Below are 26,164 nucleotides of genomic sequence, written 5' to 3'. Positions count from 1 at the left end.
TAGGCATTGCTAGACTTGTGTCTACGTTATTGGCGCAAGTCCAGCAACGCTTTATAAGTACTGTTTTATTTCTATATTCTATTTGTACTTTTCTATAGATATTGTTCAATAGTACATTTCTAAAGTTACTGTTCTTTATTCTTATACTATCCTAATATATACTTTTTTTCTAATTCCTCTAATACCTTTAAATATTTATCCTGCACTCCCTCTTTGGTAGCGCCTTCTTCCATTTCTTTTGTTCTTTGGTCTACAATAGTTCTACTCTCTTCTGTTAGATTTTTTGCTCCAAAAGTAAATACTACTTCGTTCTCTTTATCAATGTGACGATTAATTAAATAAGTATATGCTGTGGCATTTACGACAATATCTAATTTTGCATCTACACTATTGTTAGCTTCATATTCTTGTAATGCAGCTTCAAGCTCTCTCATATGAAGTCTGCCCAAATCATGCTCCACTAACATTCCATTGGTAATCAGATTCTGCGCCAACTTACCAAGTTCCTTTTTCATATACTCAAAAAGGATATCTTCTTCTTTTTTATGATGATGCTTATCTGCATAATTACGAACGAAATCAAGCATTTGATAGAAGTCTTTCGTTACTAATTCTTCTCCATTAAAAACTTGTAAGCTTGCAGCTCTCATAACTTTTGCCATTCTTTTAATATTCTCATGTTCTTTTACTAAGATATCTACTCCATACATAGCTTATTTCCTCCTGATATGATAATTTCCTTCGTCATCCGCAACATATTCAAATGCTGTATTTGCCAAAAGGCCTTGAACAAATTTAGTACGAATTTCATAATAGTTCATCACTAAACCACCCTGTTCTAACCAATAAACTTCATGAATACATCTTGTTCTTCTAAATTCAACTTCATCAGACGTAGAAGAAACAATCTCATTTATGTGATCGCATGGCATACCATCAAGCAACATATCATTTAATAGTTTAAAGATTTGCTCTGCACTTGTTATATCATCTTTCTGTTCCAATGAATTATAAACCTCTACGCCAACCTGATAAACTCGTTCTAAAATTTGTTCCATTCTATCCGCATTCTCTTTTGTAATTGCAGTTACCACGTAGCTTAATCTATTTTCTACAATATGAATTTTCTCCTGTAACCATCCATGTATATTACCGGTATCAATCATATTTTCTAAAGGTTGATTCTCTATAATTCCACATAGCATTACAGTTGAATCATCAAGACCTTGAACAAATTCTTCCTCCTCATTTAGTGAAAGTAATTCCTCCACGATTTTTTCTTGAAGCATAATTTTATTATATAACCAATAATGAATAGGTCCTAAAAATGCGCTCATGATTTACTCCTTTCAATTACCTTTAATTTCATATTCTATGAATTCATATTAAATTATTATTTTTTGATCATTTTTTAATATTAACTACTTATGGCAGTACTTTATATGGCATAAATAGTTTTTACTAAAATAGAGTTTGACTATAAATAATGGTTTTTATGTCTATCATTGTTATATAATAAAAAATAAAAATAATCCGTTGTATTTCCAACAAAGTTTACTCTATTTTTAGTAACTCACAAAGCAATATATATCCCAACTGGATTTTCATTCTGTAAAGTAAAAACAATTCATCACTTCACATTTCGTTAAACAATCACAAAATACATTTTCTTGATTACTTATAATATCTTCTACAGCTCTAATATCTCCTTAACTCAACAAAAAAGTAAGTACAAAGTTTTCACTTATACTTACTTTCTATTTTTCTTAATATCTTACATTTTCCGATTCGTATCTGATATCAGATACTCGTCTTATGATTTAGTCTCCTCAATTTTAACCGCTGTTCCATTGATAGAAACCATAATAGCACCACATTCCGTAATAGTTGTTTCAAAATGTATAGCTATAATAGCGTTTCCTCCAATAAAAACGGCATGTTGCTTTAGACTCTCTTTCACTTGTCTTTTTAATTCATTTATTTGCTTGGTATAAGCACGTAATTCTGCACCTGCGAAAGAAGATAAAATATCACTTAATGACCTTAAACTTGTTTCTGATTTAATTCCAGTAAGCCTTTCGTCAAATATAACATCAATATATTCCGTAATGTGATATCCTTCAAAGGAGTTTCCTGTGGTTACCATACATTTTCTAACATTTTCCCAAAATTCTTCATCATCCACTCTTTCGGTTTCCGACCTCCAAATTTCTTCTCCCATTATCTGATACTCTTTATCATCGAAATAAGCCTCATCAACATAATATAATTCTGCACCACAACTTTTACATCGTTTTAATCCAAGCTCATTTTCCTCAAAACCACATGTTTCACAAATAATATAATCCATAATTACCCACTCCGATCAAATTATTTATATTACAATATTTATATTATTGAAATCATCCAAACTTATTCGGTACTACCATCTGCATTAATAGTCCTGTTTCATCAACCATCGGCTTCTCTGGGATCACTATATATTCACCCTGATTAACGAAATTTGCAGAAACGGAAAGACAAATTGCATCGATAATATCATCCACATTACATTTAAATTCTTTCGCACATATTTTAATTTTTTCAAAACTTATCTCATCTATGAACTTCGATAGTATCCCTATTCTCTCTTCTACCCCGTCTATTTCCGATTTCTTAGATAATACTGTACTACCGTTTAATCTTGCAAAGCAAACTTCTGGATGGCTTTCTTTAATTACGTTCTTATACTGATTATTTTCTTGAAGAAAACTATCAACTTCTCGCATTTTGGGTATAATTCCAACTGTCAGTGGGGTAAATTTTTTGCCTAATACCCTTACATTTTCATCGTAAGACTTAGATATATCCTCAGCATAAACAGCTTGTCTACATGGTGCTGGAAAAATTGTTGATGACCTTTCCTTAATCTGCTTTCTTGCTTCCGTATCTGGTCTAATCTGCTCACTTGTACTAGGTAAACCAATCACCATATCAATTAGAAATTCATCAAATGTTCCATTGTTTAATACTATGTCTTCAAGGTTCGAATATTTTTCTAAAATTAACTTACCTTGTTTTATTATGGCTGTAATCCATCCGCCTTTACAACCATCTACACCAATACATATACTATTAAGATTAATCTTTTTATCATTTATCTCTTTATCATTTGTATTTATAGAAATCCTAGATTTTCCGGTACCATATAGTTTAACCTGCTCAACCATATGACCGATATTTCCTTCTCCTGCAAATCTGCTGCAATCAAAAAAGTCTTCCCCCATATCCAACCATTCTAGCGGATGATCTTCCTCCTGTAAAACGACTTCTCCTTGTAAATGTCCAACATACACCTCAACATAACAATCCTGATTATAATATGTGAAGTCCATCATATGTTGAAGCTTAATGTCCTTAGGAGAAATCCCGGTTTCTTCATATAACTCACGATAAGCAGCATCAAATCCATCTTCCCCTGCTTCAATTTTACCCCCTACAAGATTATAGAATCCTAAGTAGGGATCTTTTCTTCTTTTACAGAATAGTAAGTCACCATTTTGATGAAATACCATAATACAGTTGTAGCCTTGCATACATCCTCCAAAAAAATCATTTATCCTATATTTTAGCAAACACTTACTTAATAAGATATATTAATAATATACAATTAATTGCTTTCCTAAGTCTCTTAATATCAAACAATTACTTACTAACTTAAGTCCCTTTACATCAAGCAATTTCCTGTTAACTTAAGCTTTTCTCAACAACTGAATGTGCAAGTCTTTTCCCTCTATTGTTACATTGGCTTGATCCACCATAGCTCCAACCAGATGAAGTTCATCGCCAGAATCATCATCTCCAACCAGTTGCCAATAATAACCTTCAATTTCAATTTGACGCCCAGTATTTAAATTGTTTTTAATTTTTTGGATAAACTCTTCTCCATAATTGCACTCATATTGAATAATGATAATCTCTGTATTCTGCTCATTTTTAGATACTTTGGTATTAACTTTAATATCTATGTTTTCTGCTCCATTTAAAAGGAATAAAGTTAACATCTCGCTTACAATCTGAGCTATCTTCTTCGCTTCGTGTCTCATCTATTTCTCTCCTTATAAAATGCATCTAGCACTGGAATCATAATTCCTGCTACCAATCCACCTGCGAATCCATTGTTATATAGATTAATACCTCCATGTATCACCCCAACATTTGTTACCAAAATCATATGGAGAACACCTGCTATAAAGCCAATAACTGGTCCGTATGTTCCTGCAATTGGTGCCAGTGTAGTTGAAAATAAAACCGATATAATAATCCCTGTAGTAGATAGGTCATTTCCAAATAATAAAGCAGTTACAATTACACCAATCATAACTGGTAGACAATTCTTTATATGCTTACCAAATGCACCGAATCCAACTATCGTGAAAATTCCGGCTAAAACTGGACCATTTACAGTACCTCCGATTAATAATACATAGATTAAGCTAAGAAATCCAAGCAACGCCATGTTTAGTAACGTTACTCCAAAACCTACCAGATGTGTAAAATCCGTAATTAGTCTTCCTTTATATTGAAGTATTTCCTTAAAATCAAGTATAGCACGCTTATTTATATAAATACCAGTACATAAAAGGCCTAGGAATAAAAACAATAATAGTATGATAATAACCAGATGATTTTTGTCAGAGATAATACTTACTGGTTCAACTGAAATACCGAAACTTCTAAGTACACTGGTTAATACTGTGCCTAAAATACCGGATGTAAAACCAATATTATAAAGATTGTATCCATCATGAAATTTGAGCATATGTGAGGATAGGGGTACTAAAATAAATCCAATAAAGATACCAACGCATACTGCGACTATAATAGCCCAAAACGGCTGTAATAAGCCTGAAAAACTAATTTCACTTACCATTGGTGCTAATGCAGTACCAAACATTAATGGGATGATAATATCTTTAAAAGAAATTTTCTTATTTATAGAATAAATATAACCACCGAAATAAATTGGAATAATATTATATAGATTTTTTCCAAAGAAGGAAAAGCCGATAACCGTAAAGAATGCTGCAATTAAAATACCATTCAGCTTTAGCCGATAATGGCGCATAATAAAGATATTTAAGAGACCAACTAGACCAACATTAATAAATGCTGCTTCTATACCACCAACCTGAATGAAATCTGTAACTAATATAGTTGGTGAGAGAACAATATTGATAAACCCGTTAACCACCGAGTGAAAGCTTCCATTATAAAAGCCATAAATAATTCCAACGAATAGAAACAAAATAGGTATTACCGATAATAAATTTAATTTTCTAACATTTCCGATGTCTTTCTCATTTGCTTTGTTAAACTCCAAAAACTACCTCCTCATATTTTATCAATTTATAGTAATAATATTTTACAAGAATAATATTTTTTATACAAGAAAAATCACAGCTCATTTTAAATAAAATTAGAAACAATATCTTCCATATTTTATTAATTAAAGATTTTTGACTCTTTTTTCTGTGATTCAGTCACAGAAAATTACTCATGTAACCTGTTATAATCTCCGCTAACCATAAAGGAAAGTAACGAAAGAAGGGTGGTCATAGTTATGGCAAACGTAATTATCATTGGAAATGGACCAGCAGGCATTTCTACAGCTTTATATACAATTAGAGCAGGCATTGAAACAACTATTATAGGAAAAGATTTTGGTGCTTTAGGAAAAGCGTCTGAGATCGAAAACTATTATGGATTTAGTCAGCCTATCTCTGGTGAGGATTTAGTAAAGGAAGGGATTGAAGGAGCAAAAAGACTTGGTGTGAACTTCATCTCAGATGAAGTTCTCGGTCTTTCTTATATTGATCAATTAGTAGTTAATACAAAGAATGAAGATTACACTGCAAAAAGTGTTGTGATCGCTACGGGAACCGCTCGCAATACCCCTAAAATTAAGGGATTAAAAGATTTAGAAGGACATGGTGTCAGTTACTGTGCTGTTTGTGATGCCTTCTTTTATAGAGGAAAAGATGTCGCTGTGTTAGGTGATGGAGAATATGCCCTTCATGAAGCTTTGGAGTTATTGCAAACATCAAACTCAGTTACCCTCTTAACCAATGGCAAAACACCAGCAATTGAAATCCCAGATTTCATAAAGGTAAATACCACTCCTATTGAGTCACTAGAAGGCCAGGAAGCATTAGAAACAATTATCTTTGAAGATGGAAGCAAACTTTCTATATCCGGGTTATTTGTCGCGGTTGGCGTTGCCGGTAGTACTGATTTAGCGAAAAAAATTGGTGCTATCACTGAAAATAATAAGATCGTAGTCGATAATAATATGGCTACAAATATTCCCGGTCTGTATGCTGCAGGTGATTGTACTGGTGGCATGTTACAAATATCAAAAGCGGTTTATGACGGCGCTAAGGCTGGTACATCAATTGTTAAATATCTTAGAAACCCAAAATCAAAAACACCTCAAATATAAAATAAGGCTAATATAAATAACAAAAAATGCCGTCAGGGGTATTACCTCATGACGGTAGTCTTTATTCATAATAACAAAGTAATAACAAATCCTTATTTTATACAGCCTATCATAAATTTAAGTAAAAAAACAAACTGTTATAATTTAGGTTAAACAGTCCATCATAATTTAATTTTAGAACACAGTTCATAATAAATAAAAAGCAGAGTCAAAATGAATAAAAAACAGAGTCATAATTAAATAAAAAAACAGACAGTCATAATTAAATAAAAAAACAGACTTGACTGTATGTAGCAAGAATAGTATAGTCAAGAAAAATAATATCTTTTTTACTAACAAATACTTGTAATCAATTACAGAAAGAGGCCTATATGAATAAAACAATTTATATCGCTGCCGGTTGTTTTTGGGGCGGAGAAAAATACTTTTCTTTAATACATGGGGTTTTAAGTACGAAAGTTGGATATGCGAATGGAACCACCTCCAATCCAACCTACGAAGAAGTCTGTCATAACAACACTGGACATGCAGAAACCGTTGAAATACAATATGATGACTCCATCCTTCCGCTTGAGAAACTTTTACGTTTATACTATGAAGTTATCGATCCAACATCAGTCAACAAACAAGGTGGCGACCAGGGTATTCAATATCGTACGGGAATTTATTATATCGATGAAGCTGATTTAGAGATAATCAAACCATCCTTAGAAGAATTGGCAAAAAAATATGATAAACCAATTGCTATTGAAGTAAAACAGCTGCTTCATTTTTATGATGCAGAAGAATACCATCAGAAGTATCTAGATAAGAATCCAAGTGGTTATTGCCACATAGGGCAATGCGCGTTTGATTCTGCAAAAAATGCTTAATACAAATGGTCCATTGAAAAATGAATTGAACTAAATAAAATCCATAGTGACTATTTTGGTATAATGATTTAATAACTAAACCAAATATGCAAAGGATAATCACTATGGACACAAAAACCGCTATAAGAAATTACTCTTTATAGCGGTTTTTAATATTATATATATCAGATTTTAGCCCTAATAGCAGTTTTTCTAATATTTATCTTTTATTTATCTTTTATTTATCTTTTATTTATCTTTTATTTATCTTTTATTTATCTTTTATTTATCTTTTAATTATCTTTTATTTCTTACTACTTTACCGTTTAGTACTTCAGTATGCTTTCCGTGTTCCACAGCAACCTTACCATTTACAATAACATATTCAATACCGACTGGGAACTTAATTGGATCAACGAAAGTTCCTTTATCTTCAATCGTGTTAGGATCAAATATTGTAATATCTGCAAAGTAACCTTCTTTTAAAAGCCCTCTGTCTTTAAGACTCATAGCATCAGCTGCTTTGAAAGTTAACTTTCTTACTGCTTCTTCTATAGACATTAATTTCTCTTCACGGACATACTTACCAAGGATTCTTGGGAAGCTTCCATAAAGTCGTGGGTGTGGCTTTCCTGGTGCTAATAAGCCATCGGTACATGCATTCATCTCAGGACGAGCCATAAATAATTTCACATGGTCTTCTACTCCATAAAAGTCTACCATACCAACTGCGTTTTCCTCTTCCATTAAGAGGTCAAAAGCTGCTGTATATGCATCTAGATTACGAAGTTCTGCTAACTGAGTAATACTTAAGCCTACTGCATCTTTATTTTTTTCTGTTACTACACTGGTAACGTAGATATTTTCAAACCCTGCAAAGTCTACAAAGTTATCCCAACCATGAATACCATTTTCCATATCATAACGCATCTTTTTACGCATTTCTGGATCTCTAAGACGTTCGATAACTTTATTCGTTCCGCCATCATGTACCCAAGGTGGTAAAATCGCACCCATCATAGTACTACCTGCAACATAAGGATACTGATCAAAGCTTACTCTGATACCTTCAGCTCTTGCTTGCTCTAATTGAGAAAGTACAGTATCTATTTTATCCCAGTTCTTCTTACCTGCAACTTTAAAGTGAGACCAGTGAACTCTAACTCCTGATTTTCTGCCTATTTCTATTACTTCATTCATAGAATCAACAATAGTGTCAGCTTCGCTACGTTGGTGAATTACAAATACACCATCAAATTCAGCAACTACTTTACACATTTCTATGATTTCCTTACTTTCTGAATATGCACAAGGAATATAGATTAAACCTGTAGATAAACCAAAAGCTCCTGCTTCCATCTCTCTACGTGTAATCTCTTTCATCTTCTCGATTTCTTCGTCTGTTGGTTGGCGATTACCAAGTCCCATTGCTTCCATACGAATATTTCCATGTGGAACTAGATAGCACTCATTAATACCAGGGCCAACTTTCTCAATCATCTTTAAATAATTGTCGGTTGTTTGATAGGTCCAGTCAATTTCGTCACTTACTCCATCAAGTCCAGCGATATTCTTACGCCAATCTGAGATATATTCCACTGGAAGTGGTGCCATAGAAACACCATCCTGACCTAAAAATTCAGTCGTGATACCTTGCATTACCTTAGGCATTACCTGAGGGCGCAATAAAACATCTAAATCACTATGTGAATGTGTATCAATAAAACCAGGTGCAACTACTAGACCTTTGGCATCAATCACCTTGTCTACACCTGCGTCACTAATCTGTCCAATTTTTTCTATTCTTTCGTCGTTAATTAATAGATCCGCCTGATAGGCTGGCTCTCCACTTCCATCAACAATCGTAGCATTTATAATTAAAGTTTTAATAAGTCACACTTCCTTTCAAAAGAAGTTAGAAAGAAATCATCACAATGAACATTCTTCATTGTGACATTTCATCCAAATATTCTTTAAATAAACTAGACTTTTATAAGTCGTTTTTATAATAAAAATTCTCTGGTTTAAAAACAAGGAAAAGTACGCTTCGCGAACTTTTCCTTGTTTTAATAAAGTATCCGCGTAATAATGATTCGTCTTTATTAATTAACTTATTATACTAATAACGCTTTCATTACACCATAGTAGCATTCACATACTTTTGTAAGTTGCTCTATTTCGATATACTCATCAACAGTATGAGCTAAATTCTCGCGGGAAGGTCCGATACCTAATGTCTTAATACCTGCTTCTCCTGCATAATGAGAACCATTAGTACAGAAATTATACTGTGTAATCTCTGGATTGAATCCAGCGTTGTTAAGTTCTTTTACAACTGCCTGAACCCAAGCTTCATCTTGATCATATAACCAGCCAGGGAAGAATCTTTCGCCTTCGATTTTATTTCCTGTGTAGCACATTTCTTCGCCTACAGCATAAGAAACTTTAGCCTTTAATTCTGAATCTTCTGCCATTAATTTATCTAATAACTCCCTAATTGGAGCAATAACAGATTCCTTAGTCTCACCAACTAATAAACGACGATCATAAGTTGCACGGCAATATTCAGGAACTACAGAAGCTCCAGGATATGGTGCAGATTTAATGTCTGTTAACTCTAAGATACCCTTGCCTAATACTGGGTGCTCTGTAGGAACTAAGTCTCTAATCGCATTAATTACCTTACTCATTTTATAAACAGCGTTAATTCCTTTTTCAGGATTTGCAGAGTGAGCTGGTTTACCAAATGTCTCAACTACGATCTCTCCACGTCCACGCTGACCAATTTTAACGTTTAATTGACTTGCTTCGCCAATGATTACGTAATCTGGTTTGAAGTTTTTGGAGATTTCACGTGCAGCGATACCTTCAAAGCACTCTTCATGAACAACACCAGCAATAAGGATTTCACCAGCGAAATCACGGTTGGTATCTTCTGCAAAGTATTTTGCAGCTGCTGTAAATGCAGAAACTGCACCCTTCATATCGGATGTACCACGGCCATATAACTTACCGTCTACAATTTCTCCAGCAAATGGTTTTTGTGTCCACTTGCTCTCATCAGATACAGGTACTGTATCAATATGTCCATCAAATAATACCTTTGGACCTGGACGATTTCCTTTGATAATTCCGATTACATTACCATATCTATCATAAATAACATCATCAAATCCATTTGCTTTACAGAATTCACCTATTGTCTCAGCAGCTTGTTTTTCCTCTCCTGAATAGCTTTTTGCCTGTATCATTTTCTGTGCTAACTCTATTAATTCTTGTTCTCTATTTCCTTTAAGCATTGTTTTATCTCCTTTCTTATACCCGGTGCATATTCCATCTGCTTGCAGATTGAATACCGTTTAAACATGAAATATGAAATCGTTTTATTTCACATTATTCTGCATCGAAACGTGTGTCTTTACCATTCCATACAACATTACGATAATTTTCTTTGTCTGTATCACCTTCAGTAGAGATGAATAGTAATCTAGAATCTTCATTAAGACCTAATTTCCCCTTTAAATCTACAAGAGAATCATCTGTTAAGATATTGTAAACGCAACCAAGAGTAGCTGCACCACTTTCTCCAGATACAACCTTCTTGTCACCATCTAATGGACTAGCCATTACACGCATACCATCTGCTGCTACATAATCTGGGCAAGAGATAAATGCATCTGCATAATCCTTTAATACATCCCATCCAATGCTATTTGGTTCGCCACAAGCTAAACCTGCCATGATTGTATTTAAGTCACCAGTTACAAAGTGAAGCTTACCATCGTTTGCTTCAGCAGTACGATAGATACAGTCTGCTTTGTTTGGCTCTACAACCACGATCTTTGGTTGATTTCCTTTATAGTAATTTGCAAAGAATCCACAGATAGCGCCAGCTAAAGAACCAACTCCTGCTTGTAAGAAGATGTGTGTTGGAGCTTCAGCTTTTGTCTCTTCTAATTGCTTTACAATTTCATAACCTAATGTCATGTAACCCTGCATGATCCATGTAGGAATATCCTCATAGCCTTCCCATGCAGTATCCTGAATTACAATCCAGCCTTTTTCTTTTGCATTCTTATCTGCAAGACGAACAGCTTCATCGTAATTCATATCAGTGATAGAAGCTTCAGAACCTTCTGCGAGGATGTTATTTAATCTTTCAATAGCAGATCCCTTTGGCATGTAAACTACGGATTTTTGGTTTAACTGATTTGCTGTCCAAGCAACACCACGTCCATGGTTACCATCGGTAGCTGTTACGAATACCATATCTCCTGTTTTATCTTTTATTTCTTTTGATATCATTTTAGTTGCTGTTAAATTCTTGATATCTTCTCCAATTTTATCAGCAATTAAGCGTCCAATCGCATAAGATCCACCTAATACTTTAAACGCATTTAAACCGAAACGGTAAGATTCATCTTTCACATGAATATTTTTCACACCAATTTCTTTCGCTAAGTTCTTAAGCTCAGCTAATGGAGTTTCGCTATAAACTGGAAAGCTTGCATGGAATGCATGAGCTTTACCTGCTTCCTCGAAGTTTAAAAAATCAATATTTGATTTTTCATTATTATTTCTTGGATAAAATACACTTTTAAATGTTTCTTTCATAATACCTAACCTCAATTCTGGCGTTTAGCGCCTTTTTAATTAGTGCTTTTGTACAAGTTACTGTGTAAAATAATGTGATAAATTAATCTCGATTATATAACTTCTAAAAAAATGAGGAGAAAGTAAAACATGTTTACATTCTGAACATATGGCTTTATGTGAGAATTTTTTAGTAAGTTTTCATCAGAGATTAGTATACATATTTCCATGGTGCCACTTTGTGACACCATGGTACCTACTTTCAAAGTAATCTCTAGGATTGTTTTTCCTTAGGTAAAATTAGGTTTAATACAATAGCGATTAATGCTACAATAACAATTTCACTTCCACCAAAGATCATTCTGATTACTTCAGGACAACTCTCAAATGCACCAGGAGTTCTTGATAAACCAACTGCTAATGCAACAGAAAGACCAGCTATGGATAAATTTCTTGGGGTTAAACCAGCACCAGAAAGCATTCTAACACCTGTCATAGCAATACTTCCGAATACAGTAATTGTTGCACCACCAAGTACTGGTAGTGGAATAGTTAAAAAGATTTCTGCAAGCTTTGGTATTAATGCAGTTACCATAATAATCAAAGCTGAAACAACAAATACAATTCGATCTGTTACATTTGTAGTAACTACAATTCCTACGTTTTGTCCGCAAGTAGCATTTGGAGTACCACCTAAGATTGCACCAATAGCACTTGAGATATTATTTCCAATAATACCACCGGATAATTCCTTATCTGTTGCTTTACGGTTAAATGCTCCTGCTGTTGTTGCTTCAAATTGTCCAATATCCTGTATGGAATTGATTACAAATATAATAATCATGGATACAATTCCACCAACGGAAAAGCTAAGACCAAAATGGAATGGTTTTGGTAGAGCAACAACCGCTGCATTTGCAACTCTTGTAAAATCTACCATTCCTAAACAAGCTGCAACTACATATCCAATAATTAACCCTAAAAGAGTCGCTGATACTTTTAAAATTCCTTTACAAAATTGTGAAAAGAATAATACAGAACCTAAGGTAATGAGTGCTACAATCCAAGCTTTTGGAGTTCCAAAGATCGGACTCTTTTCTCCACCCGCCATATATTTTACAGCGGTTCCATAAAGGGAAATACCTACGGTTAATACAACGGAAGCTGTAACAATTGGTGGGAATAAAAATCGAATCTTTTTAAAGCTAAGACCAACCAAAATACCAACCAAAGCACCAATTAATTGTGCACCTAATACACCAGACATTCCATCTGTCTTAACAATACTGGTAAGGGTAGGGATGAATGCAAAACCACTACCAATAATTACTGGAAGTTTACATCCAACTCCAAATTTTCCAAATGCATGAATCAAGATTGCAATCGCTGCACAAAGTAGTGAAGCCTGCATCATAATAACTAAATCATCGCTACCAATTCCCCCAGCAGTTCCAAGAATTGTTGGAACTGTAACGCAGCCTACTACCATGGCTACTACGTGCTGTAAAGCTAAAGGAACAACTTCACCAGCACCTAACTTTCTATTATCATTTGCCATATCCATTCCTCTTTACTTGTTTTTTGTTTATGCTAATACTTTTGCAAAGTAATAAACAACATGAATTTATTTTCTGTATGCTGTGTCGGAGATTGGTAGAGAAAATCTTCTATTACCATCTACGCGATATGCAGCATATGCAGCAGCTGGAGCAGTTGGTACGGTACAGATTTCACCAATTCCTTTTGCACCATAAGCTAGTCCATTTGGATCATTTTTTTCAACCATAATTACTTCAATCTCAGGTGCCTGAGTTGCTCTAAATAATCCAAGAGTACCATATTTTGTTTTTACATAGCCGTCTTCCATAACAAAATCTTCAGTTAATCCATAACCAAGACCCATAACAACTCCACCTTCAATCTGACCGGAGCAAGCCTTTGGATTCACAACACGACCAACATCATGGGCAGCAACTACTTTGGTTACCTTTTTCGTCTCATCCATAATAACGACCTGAGCACCATAACCATAAGCAACGTGGCTGACAGGATTTTTCTTATCAGCTCCCATCTTATCTGTTACACCACTATATACTCCCTCAAAAACTTCACCTTCTAATTCTTCTAAAGTCTTTGTCTTAAGAGCTTCTTTTAGATCTTCAGAAGCACATCTTGCAGCTTCACCTGCAAATAAAGTTTGACGGGAAGCGGTTGTAGTTCCAGAGTTTGGTGTTGTTGCTGTATCAGCACGTTCGTAAACAATCCTAGATGGCTCTAAGCCAGTTGTTTCACATACCATACTTAACATAACATTACCAATACCCTGACCAATACATGCTGCAGAAGTTAAGATATGAACTTTACCATCTACAACTTTTAAGTTACAACGTCCAACATCAGGTAAACCTACACCAATACCAGAGTTTTTCATACAACCTGCGATACCTGCATATTTGTTAGATTCAAAAGCATCTTTTACTGCCTCTAAACATTCTACAAATGCTGTATCATCTGATGCGATCTGACCGTTAGGTAATTCATTACCAGGACGAATTGCATTTTTATAACGGAATTCCCAAGGAGACATGCCAACCATTTCTGCAAGTTCATTCAGGTTTTGTTCCTGAGCAAAACAGCTTTGAGTTACACCAAATCCACGGAATGCTCCACCAGGTACATTATTGGTATAAACACAGTATCCTGTCACCTCAAGATTCTGATAATTATATGGTCCACCAGCATGAGTACATGCTCTTTGTAATACTGGTCCACCAAGACTTGCATATGCACCACAGTCAGAGATAATTGTAGCTTTTGTTGCAGTTAAGATACCATTTTCATCACAAGCAGTAGTAATATCCATTTCCATAGCATGACGCTTTGTATGGATATTTAAGCTTTCCTGTCTAGAGAATTTTACCTTTACTGGTTTCTGTGTGATATAAGCCATTAATGCGGCATGGTGCTGAACACTCATATCTTCCTTACCACCGAATCCGCCACCTACTAATTTAGTCTGACAACGAACTAAGGAAGGATCAATATTTAACATTCTTGAAATTTCATGTTGTTCATCGTATACAGATTGAGAAGCAGTATACATTAATAAGCCTTCACCTTCTGGGATACCAATTGCACACTCAGGCTCCATGAACGCATGATCTGTCATAGGAACAGAATAATGGTTTGTTACAACATATTTAGAATTTTTAATTGCTTCGTCTACATTACCTCTGGAAATACTTTCTCTTGTTAAAATATTTCCTTTTTCATGTAACTTTGGAGCATCTTCTTTCATCGCCTCTACTGGATTTGTAAGAGGTGCTAATTCTTCATAATCAACTTCTACAAGATTTAAAATCTCGTCTAAGGTTTCTTTTTTAGTAGAAGCTACTAAAACAATGGCATCACCAACATATCTAGTAGTATCACCCTTTGCGATTAATACATCCCAATCAGGTACAATATGTCCTGTTTTGTTAAAAGGAACATCTTCTGCTGTAAGGATGCGTACACAATCTGGATGAGCTAACGCTTTTTCTAAGCGAATATCTTTAACGATTGCTCTTGGATATTTTGCACGTAACGCTTTTGCATAAATCATACCTTCTACGGTAATATCATCTACATATTCACCAGTACCAAGTACTTTTTCTTCTGCGTCAATTCTCTTAAAATGTTCTCCAACCTTACCATTTCCGGAATCCTCTGGAACCGGTAAATTTTCACGGAACATTTTTGCAGCTAATAAAATAGCATCTTCAATTTTCACATAACCAGTACAACGGCAGATGTTACCCATAATTGCTTTTTTAACTTCTTCTCTTGTTGGTTCTAGGTTATTATCAAGTAATGATTTTGCTGATATTACCATACCAGGAATACAGAATCCACATTGCACTGCTCCTGTGTTTCCAAAAGCATGAACATATACTTCTTTTTCACGATCGCTTAAACCTTCTACTGTAATTACTGATTTTCCAGCTAACTTAGAAAGAGTAAAGATACAAGCTCTTGCTTTCTTGCCATCTACCAACACTGTACATGTACCACAAGCACCTTCACTACAACCATCTTTTGCTGATGTAAAACCTAAATCATATCGAAGGAAATCTAAAAGCTTCTTATCTTCTTGGCACTCATACATGGTGCCGTTAATATTCACTTGATACATAATTACCTCCATTCTTACGCACATTCCTTGTGAAGAATGTTGCTCTTGCGTTCTTCCTATGTGAAACGTAGAAATTCTTAGTTGGCGTACTTTGCTGACTTAGATTTTCTTTTCACATTAGTAGGCAGTGTGAAACTTAGATATTCTTAGTCGGCGTACTTTGCAGACTTAGAATATCTTTTCACACTCTCTTCCTAGGACCAAATACATAGGTTCCTTGATTTTCTTTTACAATAGTTCCATCCTTCACAACGCATTCGCCATTAACAAATACGTTCTTTGCCTGTCCTTTTATCTTAAATCCTTCAAATGGTGTGTAATCAACATTCTGTATTTGCTTACTCGCTGTGATTACACCTTCATAATCAGGAGAAAAAATAACGATATCTGCGTCACTGCCAACTTCTAATGCTCCTTTTTCTGGATACATTCCATATCGCTTTGCTGGATTTGTTGACATCAGCTCACACATTCTCATAACATCAATACGGCTTTCTTCAACCAAGTAGGTATAAATCAGTTGTGGTCTGTGTTCCACTCCCGGAGCACCATTTGGAATTTTACGAAAATCTTCTTTTCCTAATTCCTTATCATTTTTAAAATTAAAACTGCAATGGTCGGTTGCTATCGTATCAATTTCACCATCCACAATCGCCTGAATCAAAGCTTTATTATCTTTTTCTTTTCTTAAAGGAGGTGATATTACATATTTCGCTCCTTCAAAATTATCTAAATTATAATAATGATCGTCTAATAATAAATACTGTGGACAAGTTTCTACCGTAATTTCCTGATTTCTTTTTCTTGCATTTCTAATTTCATTTAACCCCGCAAGTGAGCTAAGATGAACAATATTTACCGGATGATCGGCTAAAGTGCTGATATAAGCTAATCGATTAATAGCCTCTGCCTCAACATAATCCGGTCTTGATGCAGGATGAGCACCTGGTGAAGTCTCACCAGCTGCTATCTTTTCTTTTGTTAACTCATTGATTAAAGTACCATTTTCACAATGAACTCCAAGAACTCCATCAATTTCTTTAATCTTTTTTAAGCAAGCAAGAATTTCAGCATCATTGGAGAGTAAACTGTCATATGCCATATACATCTTAAAGGAGGTAACTCCGAGTTCTGGCATCTTATTCATTTCTTCTTTTATTGTTTCATTCCAATCGGTAATTGCCATATGGAAACGATAATTACAAGAGCTTTTATCCTTCGCTTTCTTCATCCAGATATCATAAGCTTCCTTTAAAGATTGGCCTTTTTCCTGTGTGGCGAAATCTACAATTGTTGTAGTTCCTCCGACCACTGCAGCCTTGGTACCGCTAATAAAATCATCTGCTGTATGAGCAGTTCCTGTATCCATATCAAAGTGTGTATGACCGTCAATAAATCCTGGAAATACATAGCACCCTGAGGCATCGTAAACTTCATCCTCATCGGAAGGATTGATATTTGCAGAAATTTCTATGATTTTGTTATTCTGTATTGCAATATCTGCTATTAGCATCTTTTGAGGGCTTATTAAAGTACCATTTTTAATAATCTTCATATTTACCCCATTTCTAAGTATGGTTCCCATGCAAGCTAAGTTTGAGTTAGAATAATGCAGGTATGTATCCTCTCAATCTACCAACTTAGTAGCTTTAAAAAAGGAACTTTGTGTACCAGCACAAATTCCAGGTTGAAAGAAATTAATTCCTTTCAACCTAACCCATTTCATCCCACGGGTCTTGTGCATAATAATTTCATTTAGGATAACGCAGCAACAATATCTTACTAATGGTGTATAAAAAGACTACAGTAAATATGGTTGTTGTTCTTTTAATGCTGTGATAAAACTTCTAATTACTTCTGGGGCATCGGTAAGAGCACATTCTTTAACAGTGCCATCGAAACGATATATCACACGATCACCCATTACTGCAAATCCTTGATTTGTGCTATCTTCTAATTCTTTCTTACCAGCAAATAAAGTAAGTCTATCCTTGTAAGGAGTACATTTATCTGGACAGAAGATATAGCAGTTACCACATTCATTACAATAATCATCAATGTGAAGCATACGTTTCACGCCATCAACCATTAATGTTGTATTTGCACGATTTGGACAGACATTAACGCAGCTTCCACAAGTAACCTTACATTCTACTCTTACATTAACGTTTTCACCAAAAGTAAGAAGTGGTTTTTTACGTGCAGCTTCTGTCTTTTTGTAGTTACTATCTTCTACTGCTTTTTTAGCAAGTTCTTCAAGTAAGGACACATTAACAGTTTGATCTGCTGGGAATTCACATTCATCCAAAAGGGTTGCAAGTTTTTTAATTACCTGATATCCAGTTGGCTTTAAAAGAATTGTTGCAACTGTGATTGGCCAAATACCAGTGTTAAAAATATCTTTAATGTTATTTGCATCTGCTCCACCAGAGAAAGACATTGGTAATTTACCATCAAATGCTTTTGCAAGTTTTGCAGCTACATTGATTGTTAATGGATACAGTGCTTTTCCGGACATGTACATATCTTGGCCAGGTAATTCGCTATTTTTAATCTTAACATGGAAGGTATTAGATAATTTAACACCAAAAGTTAAGCCATTCGCTTTTCCTAACTCCTGCATCTTTCTTATTAATGCAACTGCATCTTCAAACTGTAAATCACTCTCGAATCCATGAGTTTCAAAGGACATATAATCATATCCCATATCATCCATGGTCTTTCTTACAAAGTCATATCCCAATAAAGTAGGGTTACATTTTAAATAAGTATTAATTTTTTTATTTGTTAAAAGGTGAGTAATAATACCTTCAATTTCATCACTTGGACATCCATGCATTGTAGATAATGTTATGGAGTTACAAACCTTTGGAGAAATGGATTTAATGTATGCTTCATCAATGTTCTTAAAATCATTTACATGATCAAGTGCCCATTTTTCACATTCTTTCCAAGTTTCTGTATTAGAAGCGTCCTTTAATCCTTCAATAAAGTCATCAATTTTCTTAGACTTAATTCCTTCTAAGTTATATCCAACTGACATATTAAAGATAAATTTATCTGGATCACCAAAGCCATACTCTTTTGCAATTAACTTAATTGCATACCAGCCTTTGATGTACTCCTCTAATGCCTGTGGTACATAAAGTTCTGTGGACCATTCTACATTGTAACATTCATCATCTGCACGAATACAAGGTTTATCAACATGTAGGTCGTGTCCGTCTAAAATCTGAACTGTCTTTAACTCGAAGAAACGGCTTCCTCCTACATAAGATGCAACTAAGTTTTGTGCTAATTGTGTATGTGGCCCCGCTGCTGGTCCGAATGGATTCTCTAGACCATGGTCAAATAAGTTTAGATCCTTCTTTCCATCATGGGTATATAAATTGCTTACTCCATATACAGTATTATAGTTTTCTTTCTCATACATCACTCTTTCCATTAATTTGTGGAAAGGGATTTGTACCATAATATCACTCATATAATCCTCCGTTCTGATGTTTGCTGTGAAGAGTCTTGATATTCACAATTCTTTAGCGGTTTGCATTAACTCTTCGCCATAAATCAGCTGCTTCTCTTCTACTTTCTTCCATTACTTCTTCTTTATTAATATGAAGTAATTTACGATCTCTCATAAGAATCTCCCCATTACAGATGGTAGTTGTTACGTTCATACCATTCATTCCAAATAGAATATGGGAATTTATATTATTTTCATCCATTGGTGTAATTGGGTCATAGTCAACAAAAATTATATCTGCTGCATAACCTTCCTCAATTTTTCCTAATGGAGTCTGGAAGAAACGATTTGCAATCTGAGCATTATGCTCAAATAACATAGTTGGAATTTCACCCCAAGCACAGTTTGGATCTTTATGCATGTGCTTTTGTAAAATGTTCGCAACTTTATAGCTTTCAATCATGTCATTGGTATAACCATCGGTACCTAATCCAATAAGAATACCTTTATCAAATATCTTTAAGACATCAGGAGCACCAACTGCATTCCCCATATTACTTTCTGGATTATGAACAACCATAGTATCTGTTGACTTTAATAAATCGATTTCCTTATCATCAATATAGATGCAATGTCCTGCTACTGTTTTAGGTCCAAGGACACCCATAGAATGCAAACGTTCCACAGTACGAACACCATATTTTGAAAGACTGTCTTCTAAATCATCCATACCTTCTGCAATATGAACATGATATCCTGCGCCTTCTGGATTTTGTTCCACGACATAACGAAGCGTATCATCACTTAAGGTAAAGCTTGCATGGAGTCCCATCGTACCTTTTATCATATCAGAGGTATTGTTATTAGCATAATTGATGAAGTCCACGTTTTCTTTCACTGCTTTCTTCATCTCTTCTTCCCCGTTACGGTCACTTACTTCATAACATAAACAGGTACGAAGCTTATATTCTTTAGCCACTTCAGCCAATTCCATTAAACTTCCTTCTGTTTTCTTATAACTAGCATGGTGGTCAAATACGGTAGTAACACCGTTTTCTATACAATTTAAATAAGTTACTTTTGCACTAACTTTATCATTTTCCAATGTTAAGTGGTTATCTAGATTCCACCATAATCCTTCTAATATCTCTAAGAAATTCTTAGGATTATGATTTTTTATACTTAATCCTCTTGCTAATGAGGAATAGATGTGATTATGGACATTAATGAATGCTGGCATAATAATCTGATTCTTTGCATCAATTATTTCTGCATTCGGATATTTATTTTTTAAGACTGTAAAATTACCTACTTCTTTGATTAAATTATTTTCTACTATTATACCGCCGCATTCCATGTAGGGATTTTTGGCGTCTCTGGTAAATAATTTACCATTTCCTATTAAATACATCGCAACCTCAATTCTGGTGCTATAGCACCTTATAATTCAGATGGTATCTTTGCGCATCGGCTTAATCGCTTGTGAAAGAATCACCCTTAGCACTAACACCCATTGTATCTCACATCAGATTGTAGATGCGGCATACAATAAATTAATAACACCCGTGAGTATACTACTGAAATCACTAATTACTGCTAAATTAGCATTATCATAAATTAAATAGCTACCTGTGATACCAGATAGCCTCCCACTTACTAAAAATGCGCTTTTTATAGATTACGTATTCTTAGAAATGGGAAACAAATTCATATGCTACTTCAATTACTTTGTTACTGCAATTACTTTGTTACTGCAATTACCTCAACTTCTACTAATACACCCTTTGGAAGTTCTTTTACAGCTACGCAAGAACGAGCTGGCTTACCTGTAAAGTATTCACCATAAATTTCATTAAATGCTGCGAAATTTCCCATGTCAGATAAAAAGCAAGTTGTTTTGAAAACATTTTCAAATGTTGTATTAGCTTCTTCTAAAACAGCCTTAATGTTTTTCATAACTTGAAGAGTTTGTTCTTTAATACCACCTTCTACTACTGCGCCAGTTGCTGGGTCTAGTGGTATCTGACCTGAAGTATAAAGTACTCCATTTACTACAAAAGCTTGGCTATAAGGTCCGATTGCTGCTGGAGCATTTGTTGTATTGATTATTTGCATAATTACATCCTCTTTTCTACGAATTTTTTCGTCTAATTATCTACATCTAAATTATAATACTAAAATATATTTCAGTCAACCGGATTTTTTTATTATTATATTTCATTCTATTGCTTACCATAAATAAACATTTTTTAGTATCTAAGCGAGTTTCAATTAACCTCTTATCAACATCTGAAGTGGCGTAGTCCAAAGAAAATTACTCTGCAATTTCAATACGAGAAACAAGAGTGCTCTACTAACTCTTCCTTGGACATCAAAAAAAGAAACAGACTATATAAATCTATTTCTTTTTATTATTACTAATAATTTAGTTATTATAATAAGCTTTTATTTTAGTATAAGCTTTTATTTTAATCTATATTTTAGAATAGTGTTAATAGTGTATCAAAAATAAAAGGAAGTCTTCCGACTTCCTTAAATGCATTTTCTTTAAGTAAAAAAATATCTTTATTTTATTTATCTTTCAATCCCCTTAGATGCATATAAACCGTATTTTTACTAACATCCATCAATTTTGCGACTTTGATTACCGAATCTTTCATTCTAAAAATACCTTGATTATATAGTAGGATAACAATTTCTTTATTTTTTAAATTTGCTGATATACTTTCATCGGCCATAACCTGCTGGGAGGCTTCTGCATAAGCTTGTTCAATCAAACCATCTACATCCACAGCAAAGTTTTCATTAATCATATTATTGGCAGTCATATCGAGCATTTTGAACACTGGAAATGTTTCTGATAACGGAGTATCTACATGATAATTAATACAGACTAATCCAATAATACGATGATGCTCACCGTAAACACTAATTGTAGTTGAATAAAGTAGATTTCCCTTTTTATTTTTAGATTCGTACGAGATATAACCATCTAGATTTTCGTCTTGAATCTTATTAAGCATATTGAGTGCTAAATCTGTAATAGGAGCGCCTAATTTTCTCCCCGTATGGTGCCCATTTATAATTTTAATAACAGAGTTTTCACAGTCTTCTAAACTATGTAATACATACTCAAACCCTGTCCCTAAATAATCTGCTAGTCCATCTAAAAAGCTACGATATGAATTTAATATGATTCGATCTGTCGCTGTTAATTTCATATTTCCCCGCTGCATGGTTCCCCCGTTCCAGTGCTACTTTAATGCACTTTTTTACTATTTCTATTAAATTTGCAATAATAATTATATAAAATGAAGATAGAAAAAGCAATACTTCAATTTAATGAAGTAATACATTAATAACTTTATGAAGCAATCCTTTAAACTTTATGAGGTAATTTTAAACTTTATGAGGTAATTCCTTTAAAATTTATGAGATAATCCCTTAAAACTTTATAAAGTAAATCCAAAATAATGGTCTTAGGAAAGAATATAATTTCCAAAAGCCACATTATCAATCGATATTTTTAATTCTTTCAGATTGTTTATTATTTCTACTGCTTTTTCTCGTTCTTCCATACTCTCACATTGATTCAATATTACTCTAAACGGAATCATTAATTTATTACAGTACCCTTCTGCAACTAACTTAGCTACATCCCCTGGTTCAACTTCATGTGTTGGTTCACAGTTTAATATCTCCATTGCCATCTGCCATCGGTGACAGCATTCCAAGAGCGGCTTTGATAAACAAGTTAATCCTACTAAAACTACAACATAATCTGTATCCTTTGGCAATACAGGTTCATGTTTGTCAGGTACCTTAATTGGTAGTCGCTTGGAACCATCTGCTTCAACCAGTATATAATCCGATACTGTTTTCATCCATTCATAAAAAGAGTCTGAAACTTTTGCCATCTTTCCATCCCCACATGGAGTCCCAACAACTGCAATGCCACTTAAGTTAAGCATACTTAAAAGCATCTCTTTGTCTTCTTTTAGCACTCCATGCTCCGTAGGCAAAAACATATGAGTTGTAGTGGTTATAATTACCCGTTTACCAAGGGAAACCAACTCTTTTGCCAGATGATGAACCGAGGTCGTTTTACCTCCTGCGCCTACAAAAGCAATCACCTTTCTTTGAGATAGTTCTATTCCAAAAGCTTTAGAAATACTATCTTGTTTTATGAGTTCTTCTGAACCATATAATTGATAAAACTCCATAAAAGTCTCCATTCTGTTTGTGAAAACCGATTTTATTTTCACTATAATGCTTTTATATCTCTATCTCATATATCTGATCGTAGCCAATATGATTTTCTTCCATGAAATTTTCCAATTCAAATCTTACCTCCGGATTCGCGCTCCAGGCTAATCCACAGCCAGCCGTTATACACCTTGGAACCGGAATTATTCTGCCGCTAATTCCTTTCTCCTTACAAAGTTTTTCCATAGCCATAGCACTTGTTGTATTTTGAAAGGTAATGACAGCTTTTCGTTCTTTTTTTCTCATTGTCAGCCTCCTAGATTTCAATTGCTAGCTTTTTTACTGCATCTATTGCTATGTTAACTTCTTCCTCAGTATTAAAATGAGAAAAACTAAAACGAACCGCTCCCTGTTCTTTTGTTCCGAGTGCTTCGTGGAGCAGCGGAGCACAATGTCCCCCTGACCTTGTATAAATACCAAACTCTTCTGCTAATTGATCACTTACTTCACCCGAATCATAATCTGCAATATTAAACGTGACAATTGCAGCTCTATCGATTGTAGTAAAGCTACCATAAATTTTTATATTAGGAATATCTATTATACCTTTATAAAACTGCCACATCAGCTTCTGTTCCTTCTCTCTTATCTGATCGATGCCTTTCTCCAAAATATAAGTAACTCCCGCATATAAGCCAGCAATGCCATGTCCATTTAAAGTACCTGCTTCTAAACACTCTGGCATTACATCAGGATGCGTTTTGGAAAAAGATGAAAAGCCACTTCCACCAGTTTTTAATGGAGATACTAAAACACCTTCTCTAACATAAATACCACCAGTTCCCTGTGGACCAAGAAGTCCTTTATGTCCTGTGAAGCAAAGAACATCAATACTTTGTTCTTCTACATCGATTGGGAACACACCTGCTGTTTGTGCAGCATCCACTACAAATAAAACTTTTTCTTCCCTGCAAAGTTTTCCTATTCTTTTTATATCAAGTAGATTACCTGTTAAATTAGAGCTGTGCCCACAGATTACCATCTTGGTATTCTTTTTTATACTTTTCTCAATTTCTTCTATCTTGATATTCCCAGATAAGTCGCTTTTTATAATAGTGAGCTCTACACCGCTTGACTCCAATTCATAAAGAGGTCGCAAAACACTATTATGCTCTAATTCCGTAGTGATAACATGATCTCCTTTATGCAACAAACCTTTTATTGCAATATTAAGACTTTCTGTTGCATTTGAAGTAAAGGCAATACGACTTGCGTCCTTAATGCAAAATAGTTTTGCAAGTATTTCCCTCGTTGCATAAATAGCCCTTCCAGCCTCTAAAGAAGCTGTATGAGAGCCTCTTCCGCTATTCCCCATATTTTTTATAGCAGCATAAACCGCATCTGCTACAGAATCTGGCTTTTTTAGACTGGTTGCAGCGTTATCAAAATATATCATTACATTTCTCCTTTATTATGAAAGGTTTTTCTTTCTACGTAAATACAGGATGGATTCTAGTACACTTCCACCGATGCAACGGGCTTTATCTGAAATGGTAAAGCAATTTTTCTTCTCTTCAATTCGAGGATCGATGTCAGCGATTTTTAGTCCCTTCACTACAGGATATCCATCTTTTATGATACCTCTTAAAATACCATCAATGCTAGCCTCTACCTTAGTATCTCCAATGTAAGCAATAGCTTGTCCCTTTGTTACGGTATCACTAATATGGCTTATATTTTTAATAATTCCAGTAGCCGGACTATGAATTACTCTCTCTATACCATATCCACCTATGATTCCTGGAATTCCTGTATTTTTTGTAGCAAATCCTTCCAATATAATTCGACCTAAATCATGCCCTCTTTGGGTTTCTACAACGGCATCTACGTCTACGCCTGCTTCAAATCCTGGTCCTAATGCAATCGTGATTGGCGCCATCGTATTTTTAGTACCAAGATTTTTCTTAGCCAATATCCCATCTACCAATGCCAATGGTTTTATATAATTTAAGATGTCACAATTCTCATCTTTTATAATTGGAATCTTACCTTCTGCTAAAATTTCATTTATTTGATCAAAGTGGTCTGCTCTTTTACAGGTTACCCCCTCCACGGTTGCCTCACGCTCATACATCGCCTCAGAAAATGCTACTTTTCTTCGAATCGTAGAAGGATTTTCAATCTCTAATACCACAACAGGAAATCCACTTTGATATAATTTATGAATCGTTCCCGTTGCAATATCTCCGCCCCCTCGGACAACAATTATTTTTTCCATCTTTAACTTCCATTCTGGTGCTTTCGCACCCTTAATCACGACTACTTTGTACGCCAGCAAAATACCGCCAATAGACTTAATCTATTTATCTAAGCATCATTCATATAGCACATTTATT

At 34.5% G+C, this 26,164-nt stretch carries 21 protein-coding genes and 1 pseudogene; 2 read left to right on the top strand and 20 right to left on the bottom strand.

Translation table 11 applies throughout. The annotated features are described in order from the left end of the window. Positions 1-146: 146 nt before the first annotated feature. The 6 genes from CPHY_RS07860 to CPHY_RS07835 all read right to left on the bottom strand — a co-directional run bounded on the left by CPHY_RS07860 (position 147) and on the right by CPHY_RS07835 (position 5,362). Positions 147-710 carry a hemerythrin domain-containing protein gene (locus tag CPHY_RS07860; RefSeq protein ID WP_012199537.1) on the bottom strand — a complete coding sequence of 188 codons (564 nt, stop codon included), beginning with the start codon at positions 708-710 and terminating at the stop codon, positions 147-149. Between the two features lie 3 nt (positions 711-713). Further along, a complete protein-coding gene (locus tag CPHY_RS07855; RefSeq protein WP_012199536.1) occupies positions 714-1,337 on the bottom strand; it encodes a hypothetical protein in 624 nt (207 codons plus the stop codon). A gap of 476 nt (positions 1,338-1,813) precedes the next feature. Further along, on the bottom strand, positions 1,814-2,350 hold the full coding sequence (locus CPHY_RS07850) for a YbjQ family protein (protein ID WP_012199535.1): 537 nt from the start codon (positions 2,348-2,350) through the stop codon (positions 1,814-1,816). Positions 2,351-2,402: 52 nt separating this feature from the next. Further along, positions 2,403-3,575, bottom strand: coding sequence for a DUF429 domain-containing protein (locus CPHY_RS21665; RefSeq protein ID WP_012199534.1), 1,173 nt, complete (start codon positions 3,573-3,575; stop codon positions 2,403-2,405). 156 nt (positions 3,576-3,731) lie between these two features. Continuing rightward, positions 3,732-4,085, bottom strand: a complete 354-nt coding sequence (locus CPHY_RS20730; RefSeq protein ID WP_012199533.1) for a hypothetical protein — start codon at positions 4,083-4,085, stop codon at positions 3,732-3,734. Beyond that, complete coding sequence (locus tag CPHY_RS07835; protein ID WP_012199532.1) at positions 4,082-5,362, bottom strand: DUF1576 domain-containing protein; 1,281 nt, start codon at positions 5,360-5,362, stop codon at positions 4,082-4,084. Before CPHY_RS07835 ends, CPHY_RS20730 begins: the two co-directional genes overlap by 4 nt. A 240-nt stretch (positions 5,363-5,602) precedes the next feature. Between CPHY_RS07835 and CPHY_RS07830 the strand changes: the two genes are divergently transcribed. Beyond that, positions 5,603-6,481: an NAD(P)/FAD-dependent oxidoreductase gene (locus tag CPHY_RS07830; RefSeq protein WP_012199531.1), complete on the top strand. Its 879-nt coding sequence runs from the start codon at positions 5,603-5,605 to the stop codon at positions 6,479-6,481. 371 nt (positions 6,482-6,852) lie between these two features. Next, positions 6,853-7,317, top strand: a pseudogene (msrA, locus tag CPHY_RS07825) (peptide-methionine (S)-S-oxide reductase MsrA); the annotation flags it as partial. Between the two features lie 312 nt (positions 7,318-7,629). Here the strand turns inward: msrA and CPHY_RS07820 are convergent. From CPHY_RS07820 to yqeB, 14 genes are all read right to left on the bottom strand, one after another. Further along, positions 7,630-9,093, bottom strand: coding sequence for an N-acyl-D-amino-acid deacylase family protein (locus CPHY_RS07820; protein WP_012199529.1), 1,464 nt, complete (start codon positions 9,091-9,093; stop codon positions 7,630-7,632). Between the two features lie 353 nt (positions 9,094-9,446). Then, on the bottom strand, positions 9,447-10,631 hold the full coding sequence (locus tag CPHY_RS07815) for a YgeY family selenium metabolism-linked hydrolase (RefSeq protein ID WP_012199528.1): 1,185 nt from the start codon (positions 10,629-10,631) through the stop codon (positions 9,447-9,449). 94 nt (positions 10,632-10,725) lie between these two features. Next, positions 10,726-11,946 carry a diaminopropionate ammonia-lyase gene (dpaL, locus tag CPHY_RS07810; protein ID WP_012199527.1) on the bottom strand — a complete coding sequence of 407 codons (1,221 nt, stop codon included), beginning with the start codon at positions 11,944-11,946 and terminating at the stop codon, positions 10,726-10,728. Between the two features lie 253 nt (positions 11,947-12,199). Continuing rightward, positions 12,200-13,483, bottom strand: coding sequence for a uracil-xanthine permease family protein (locus tag CPHY_RS07805; protein ID WP_012199526.1), 1,284 nt, complete (start codon positions 13,481-13,483; stop codon positions 12,200-12,202). 66 nt (positions 13,484-13,549) lie between these two features. Next, the gene (gene xdh, locus CPHY_RS07800; protein WP_041703359.1) at positions 13,550-16,099 is read right to left on the bottom strand and encodes a selenium-dependent xanthine dehydrogenase; all 2,550 of its coding nucleotides are present in this window, start codon (positions 16,097-16,099) and stop codon (positions 13,550-13,552) included. 181 nt (positions 16,100-16,280) lie between these two features. Beyond that, complete coding sequence (gene hydA / locus CPHY_RS07795) at positions 16,281-17,654, bottom strand: dihydropyrimidinase (RefSeq protein WP_012199524.1); 1,374 nt, start codon at positions 17,652-17,654, stop codon at positions 16,281-16,283. Positions 17,655-17,900: 246 nt separating this feature from the next. After that, entirely contained in the window at positions 17,901-19,583 is a 1,683-nt protein-coding gene (locus CPHY_RS07790) for a selenate reductase (protein WP_012199523.1), read from the bottom strand. Positions 19,584-19,635: 52 nt separating this feature from the next. After that, positions 19,636-20,973, bottom strand: coding sequence for a putative aminohydrolase SsnA (gene ssnA, locus CPHY_RS07785; protein WP_012199522.1), 1,338 nt, complete (start codon positions 20,971-20,973; stop codon positions 19,636-19,638). Positions 20,974-21,302: 329 nt separating this feature from the next. Continuing rightward, entirely contained in the window at positions 21,303-21,677 is a 375-nt protein-coding gene (locus CPHY_RS07780) for a RidA family protein (protein WP_012199521.1), read from the bottom strand. A gap of 455 nt (positions 21,678-22,132) precedes the next feature. After that, the gene (locus CPHY_RS07775) at positions 22,133-22,783 is read right to left on the bottom strand and encodes a helix-turn-helix transcriptional regulator (RefSeq protein ID WP_157668675.1); all 651 of its coding nucleotides are present in this window, start codon (positions 22,781-22,783) and stop codon (positions 22,133-22,135) included. A 258-nt stretch (positions 22,784-23,041) separates the two neighbouring features. Then, on the bottom strand, positions 23,042-23,785 hold the full coding sequence (yqeC, locus tag CPHY_RS07770) for a selenium cofactor biosynthesis protein YqeC (protein ID WP_012199519.1): 744 nt from the start codon (positions 23,783-23,785) through the stop codon (positions 23,042-23,044). Between the two features lie 52 nt (positions 23,786-23,837). Beyond that, positions 23,838-24,074 carry a DUF3343 domain-containing protein gene (locus CPHY_RS07765; protein WP_012199518.1) on the bottom strand — a complete coding sequence of 79 codons (237 nt, stop codon included), beginning with the start codon at positions 24,072-24,074 and terminating at the stop codon, positions 23,838-23,840. Positions 24,075-24,084: 10 nt separating this feature from the next. Further along, on the bottom strand, positions 24,085-25,224 hold the full coding sequence (locus CPHY_RS07760) for an aminotransferase class V-fold PLP-dependent enzyme (RefSeq protein ID WP_012199517.1): 1,140 nt from the start codon (positions 25,222-25,224) through the stop codon (positions 24,085-24,087). A 15-nt stretch (positions 25,225-25,239) separates the two neighbouring features. After that, positions 25,240-26,046: a selenium-dependent molybdenum cofactor biosynthesis protein YqeB gene (gene yqeB, locus CPHY_RS07755; RefSeq protein WP_041703356.1), complete on the bottom strand. Its 807-nt coding sequence runs from the start codon at positions 26,044-26,046 to the stop codon at positions 25,240-25,242. Positions 26,047-26,164: the final 118 nt, after the last annotated feature.

Origin of the sequence: Lachnoclostridium phytofermentans ISDg (assembly GCF_000018685.1) — a bacterium.
GTDB classification, from domain to species: domain Bacteria; phylum Bacillota; class Clostridia; order Lachnospirales; family Lachnospiraceae; genus Lachnoclostridium; species Lachnoclostridium phytofermentans.
The sequence above is the reverse complement of the archived record's forward strand: the minus strand, read 5'-3'. Positions and strand labels throughout refer to the sequence as shown.

What these genes read in the sequence shown, in the direction of transcription:
- CPHY_RS07860 (WP_012199537.1), bottom strand. Translation starts at nt 710, where the DNA reads ATGTATGGAGTAGATATCTTAGTAAAAGAACATGAGAATATTAAAAGA.
- CPHY_RS07855 (WP_012199536.1), bottom strand. Translation starts at nt 1,337, where the DNA reads ATGAGCGCATTTTTAGGACCTATTCATTATTGGTTATATAATAAAATT.
- CPHY_RS07850 (WP_012199535.1), bottom strand. Translation starts at nt 2,350, where the DNA reads ATGGATTATATTATTTGTGAAACATGTGGTTTTGAGGAAAATGAGCTT.
- CPHY_RS21665 (WP_012199534.1), bottom strand. Translation starts at nt 3,575, where the DNA reads ATGCAAGGCTACAACTGTATTATGGTATTTCATCAAAATGGTGACTTA.
- CPHY_RS20730 (WP_012199533.1), bottom strand. Translation starts at nt 4,085, where the DNA reads ATGAGACACGAAGCGAAGAAGATAGCTCAGATTGTAAGCGAGATGTTA.
- CPHY_RS07830 (WP_012199531.1), top strand. Translation starts at nt 5,603, where the DNA reads ATGGCAAACGTAATTATCATTGGAAATGGACCAGCAGGCATTTCTACA.
- CPHY_RS07815 (WP_012199528.1), bottom strand. Translation starts at nt 10,631, where the DNA reads ATGCTTAAAGGAAATAGAGAACAAGAATTAATAGAGTTAGCACAGAAA.
- dpaL (WP_012199527.1), bottom strand. Translation starts at nt 11,946, where the DNA reads ATGAAAGAAACATTTAAAAGTGTATTTTATCCAAGAAATAATAATGAA.
- CPHY_RS07805 (WP_012199526.1), bottom strand. Translation starts at nt 13,483, where the DNA reads ATGGCAAATGATAATAGAAAGTTAGGTGCTGGTGAAGTTGTTCCTTTA.
- xdh (WP_041703359.1), bottom strand. Translation starts at nt 16,099, where the DNA reads ATGTATCAAGTGAATATTAACGGCACCATGTATGAGTGCCAAGAAGAT.
- hydA (WP_012199524.1), bottom strand. Translation starts at nt 17,654, where the DNA reads ATGAAGATTATTAAAAATGGTACTTTAATAAGCCCTCAAAAGATGCTA.
- CPHY_RS07790 (WP_012199523.1), bottom strand. Translation starts at nt 19,583, where the DNA reads ATGAGTGATATTATGGTACAAATCCCTTTCCACAAATTAATGGAAAGA.
- ssnA (WP_012199522.1), bottom strand. Translation starts at nt 20,973, where the DNA reads ATGTATTTAATAGGAAATGGTAAATTATTTACCAGAGACGCCAAAAAT.
- CPHY_RS07780 (WP_012199521.1), bottom strand. Translation starts at nt 21,677, where the DNA reads ATGCAAATAATCAATACAACAAATGCTCCAGCAGCAATCGGACCTTAT.
- CPHY_RS07775 (WP_157668675.1), bottom strand. Translation starts at nt 22,783, where the DNA reads ATGAAATTAACAGCGACAGATCGAATCATATTAAATTCATATCGTAGC.
- yqeC (WP_012199519.1), bottom strand. Translation starts at nt 23,785, where the DNA reads ATGGAGTTTTATCAATTATATGGTTCAGAAGAACTCATAAAACAAGAT.
- CPHY_RS07765 (WP_012199518.1), bottom strand. Translation starts at nt 24,074, where the DNA reads ATGAGAAAAAAAGAACGAAAAGCTGTCATTACCTTTCAAAATACAACA.
- CPHY_RS07760 (WP_012199517.1), bottom strand. Translation starts at nt 25,224, where the DNA reads ATGATATATTTTGATAACGCTGCAACCAGTCTAAAAAAGCCAGATTCT.
- yqeB (WP_041703356.1), bottom strand. Translation starts at nt 26,046, where the DNA reads ATGGAAAAAATAATTGTTGTCCGAGGGGGCGGAGATATTGCAACGGGA.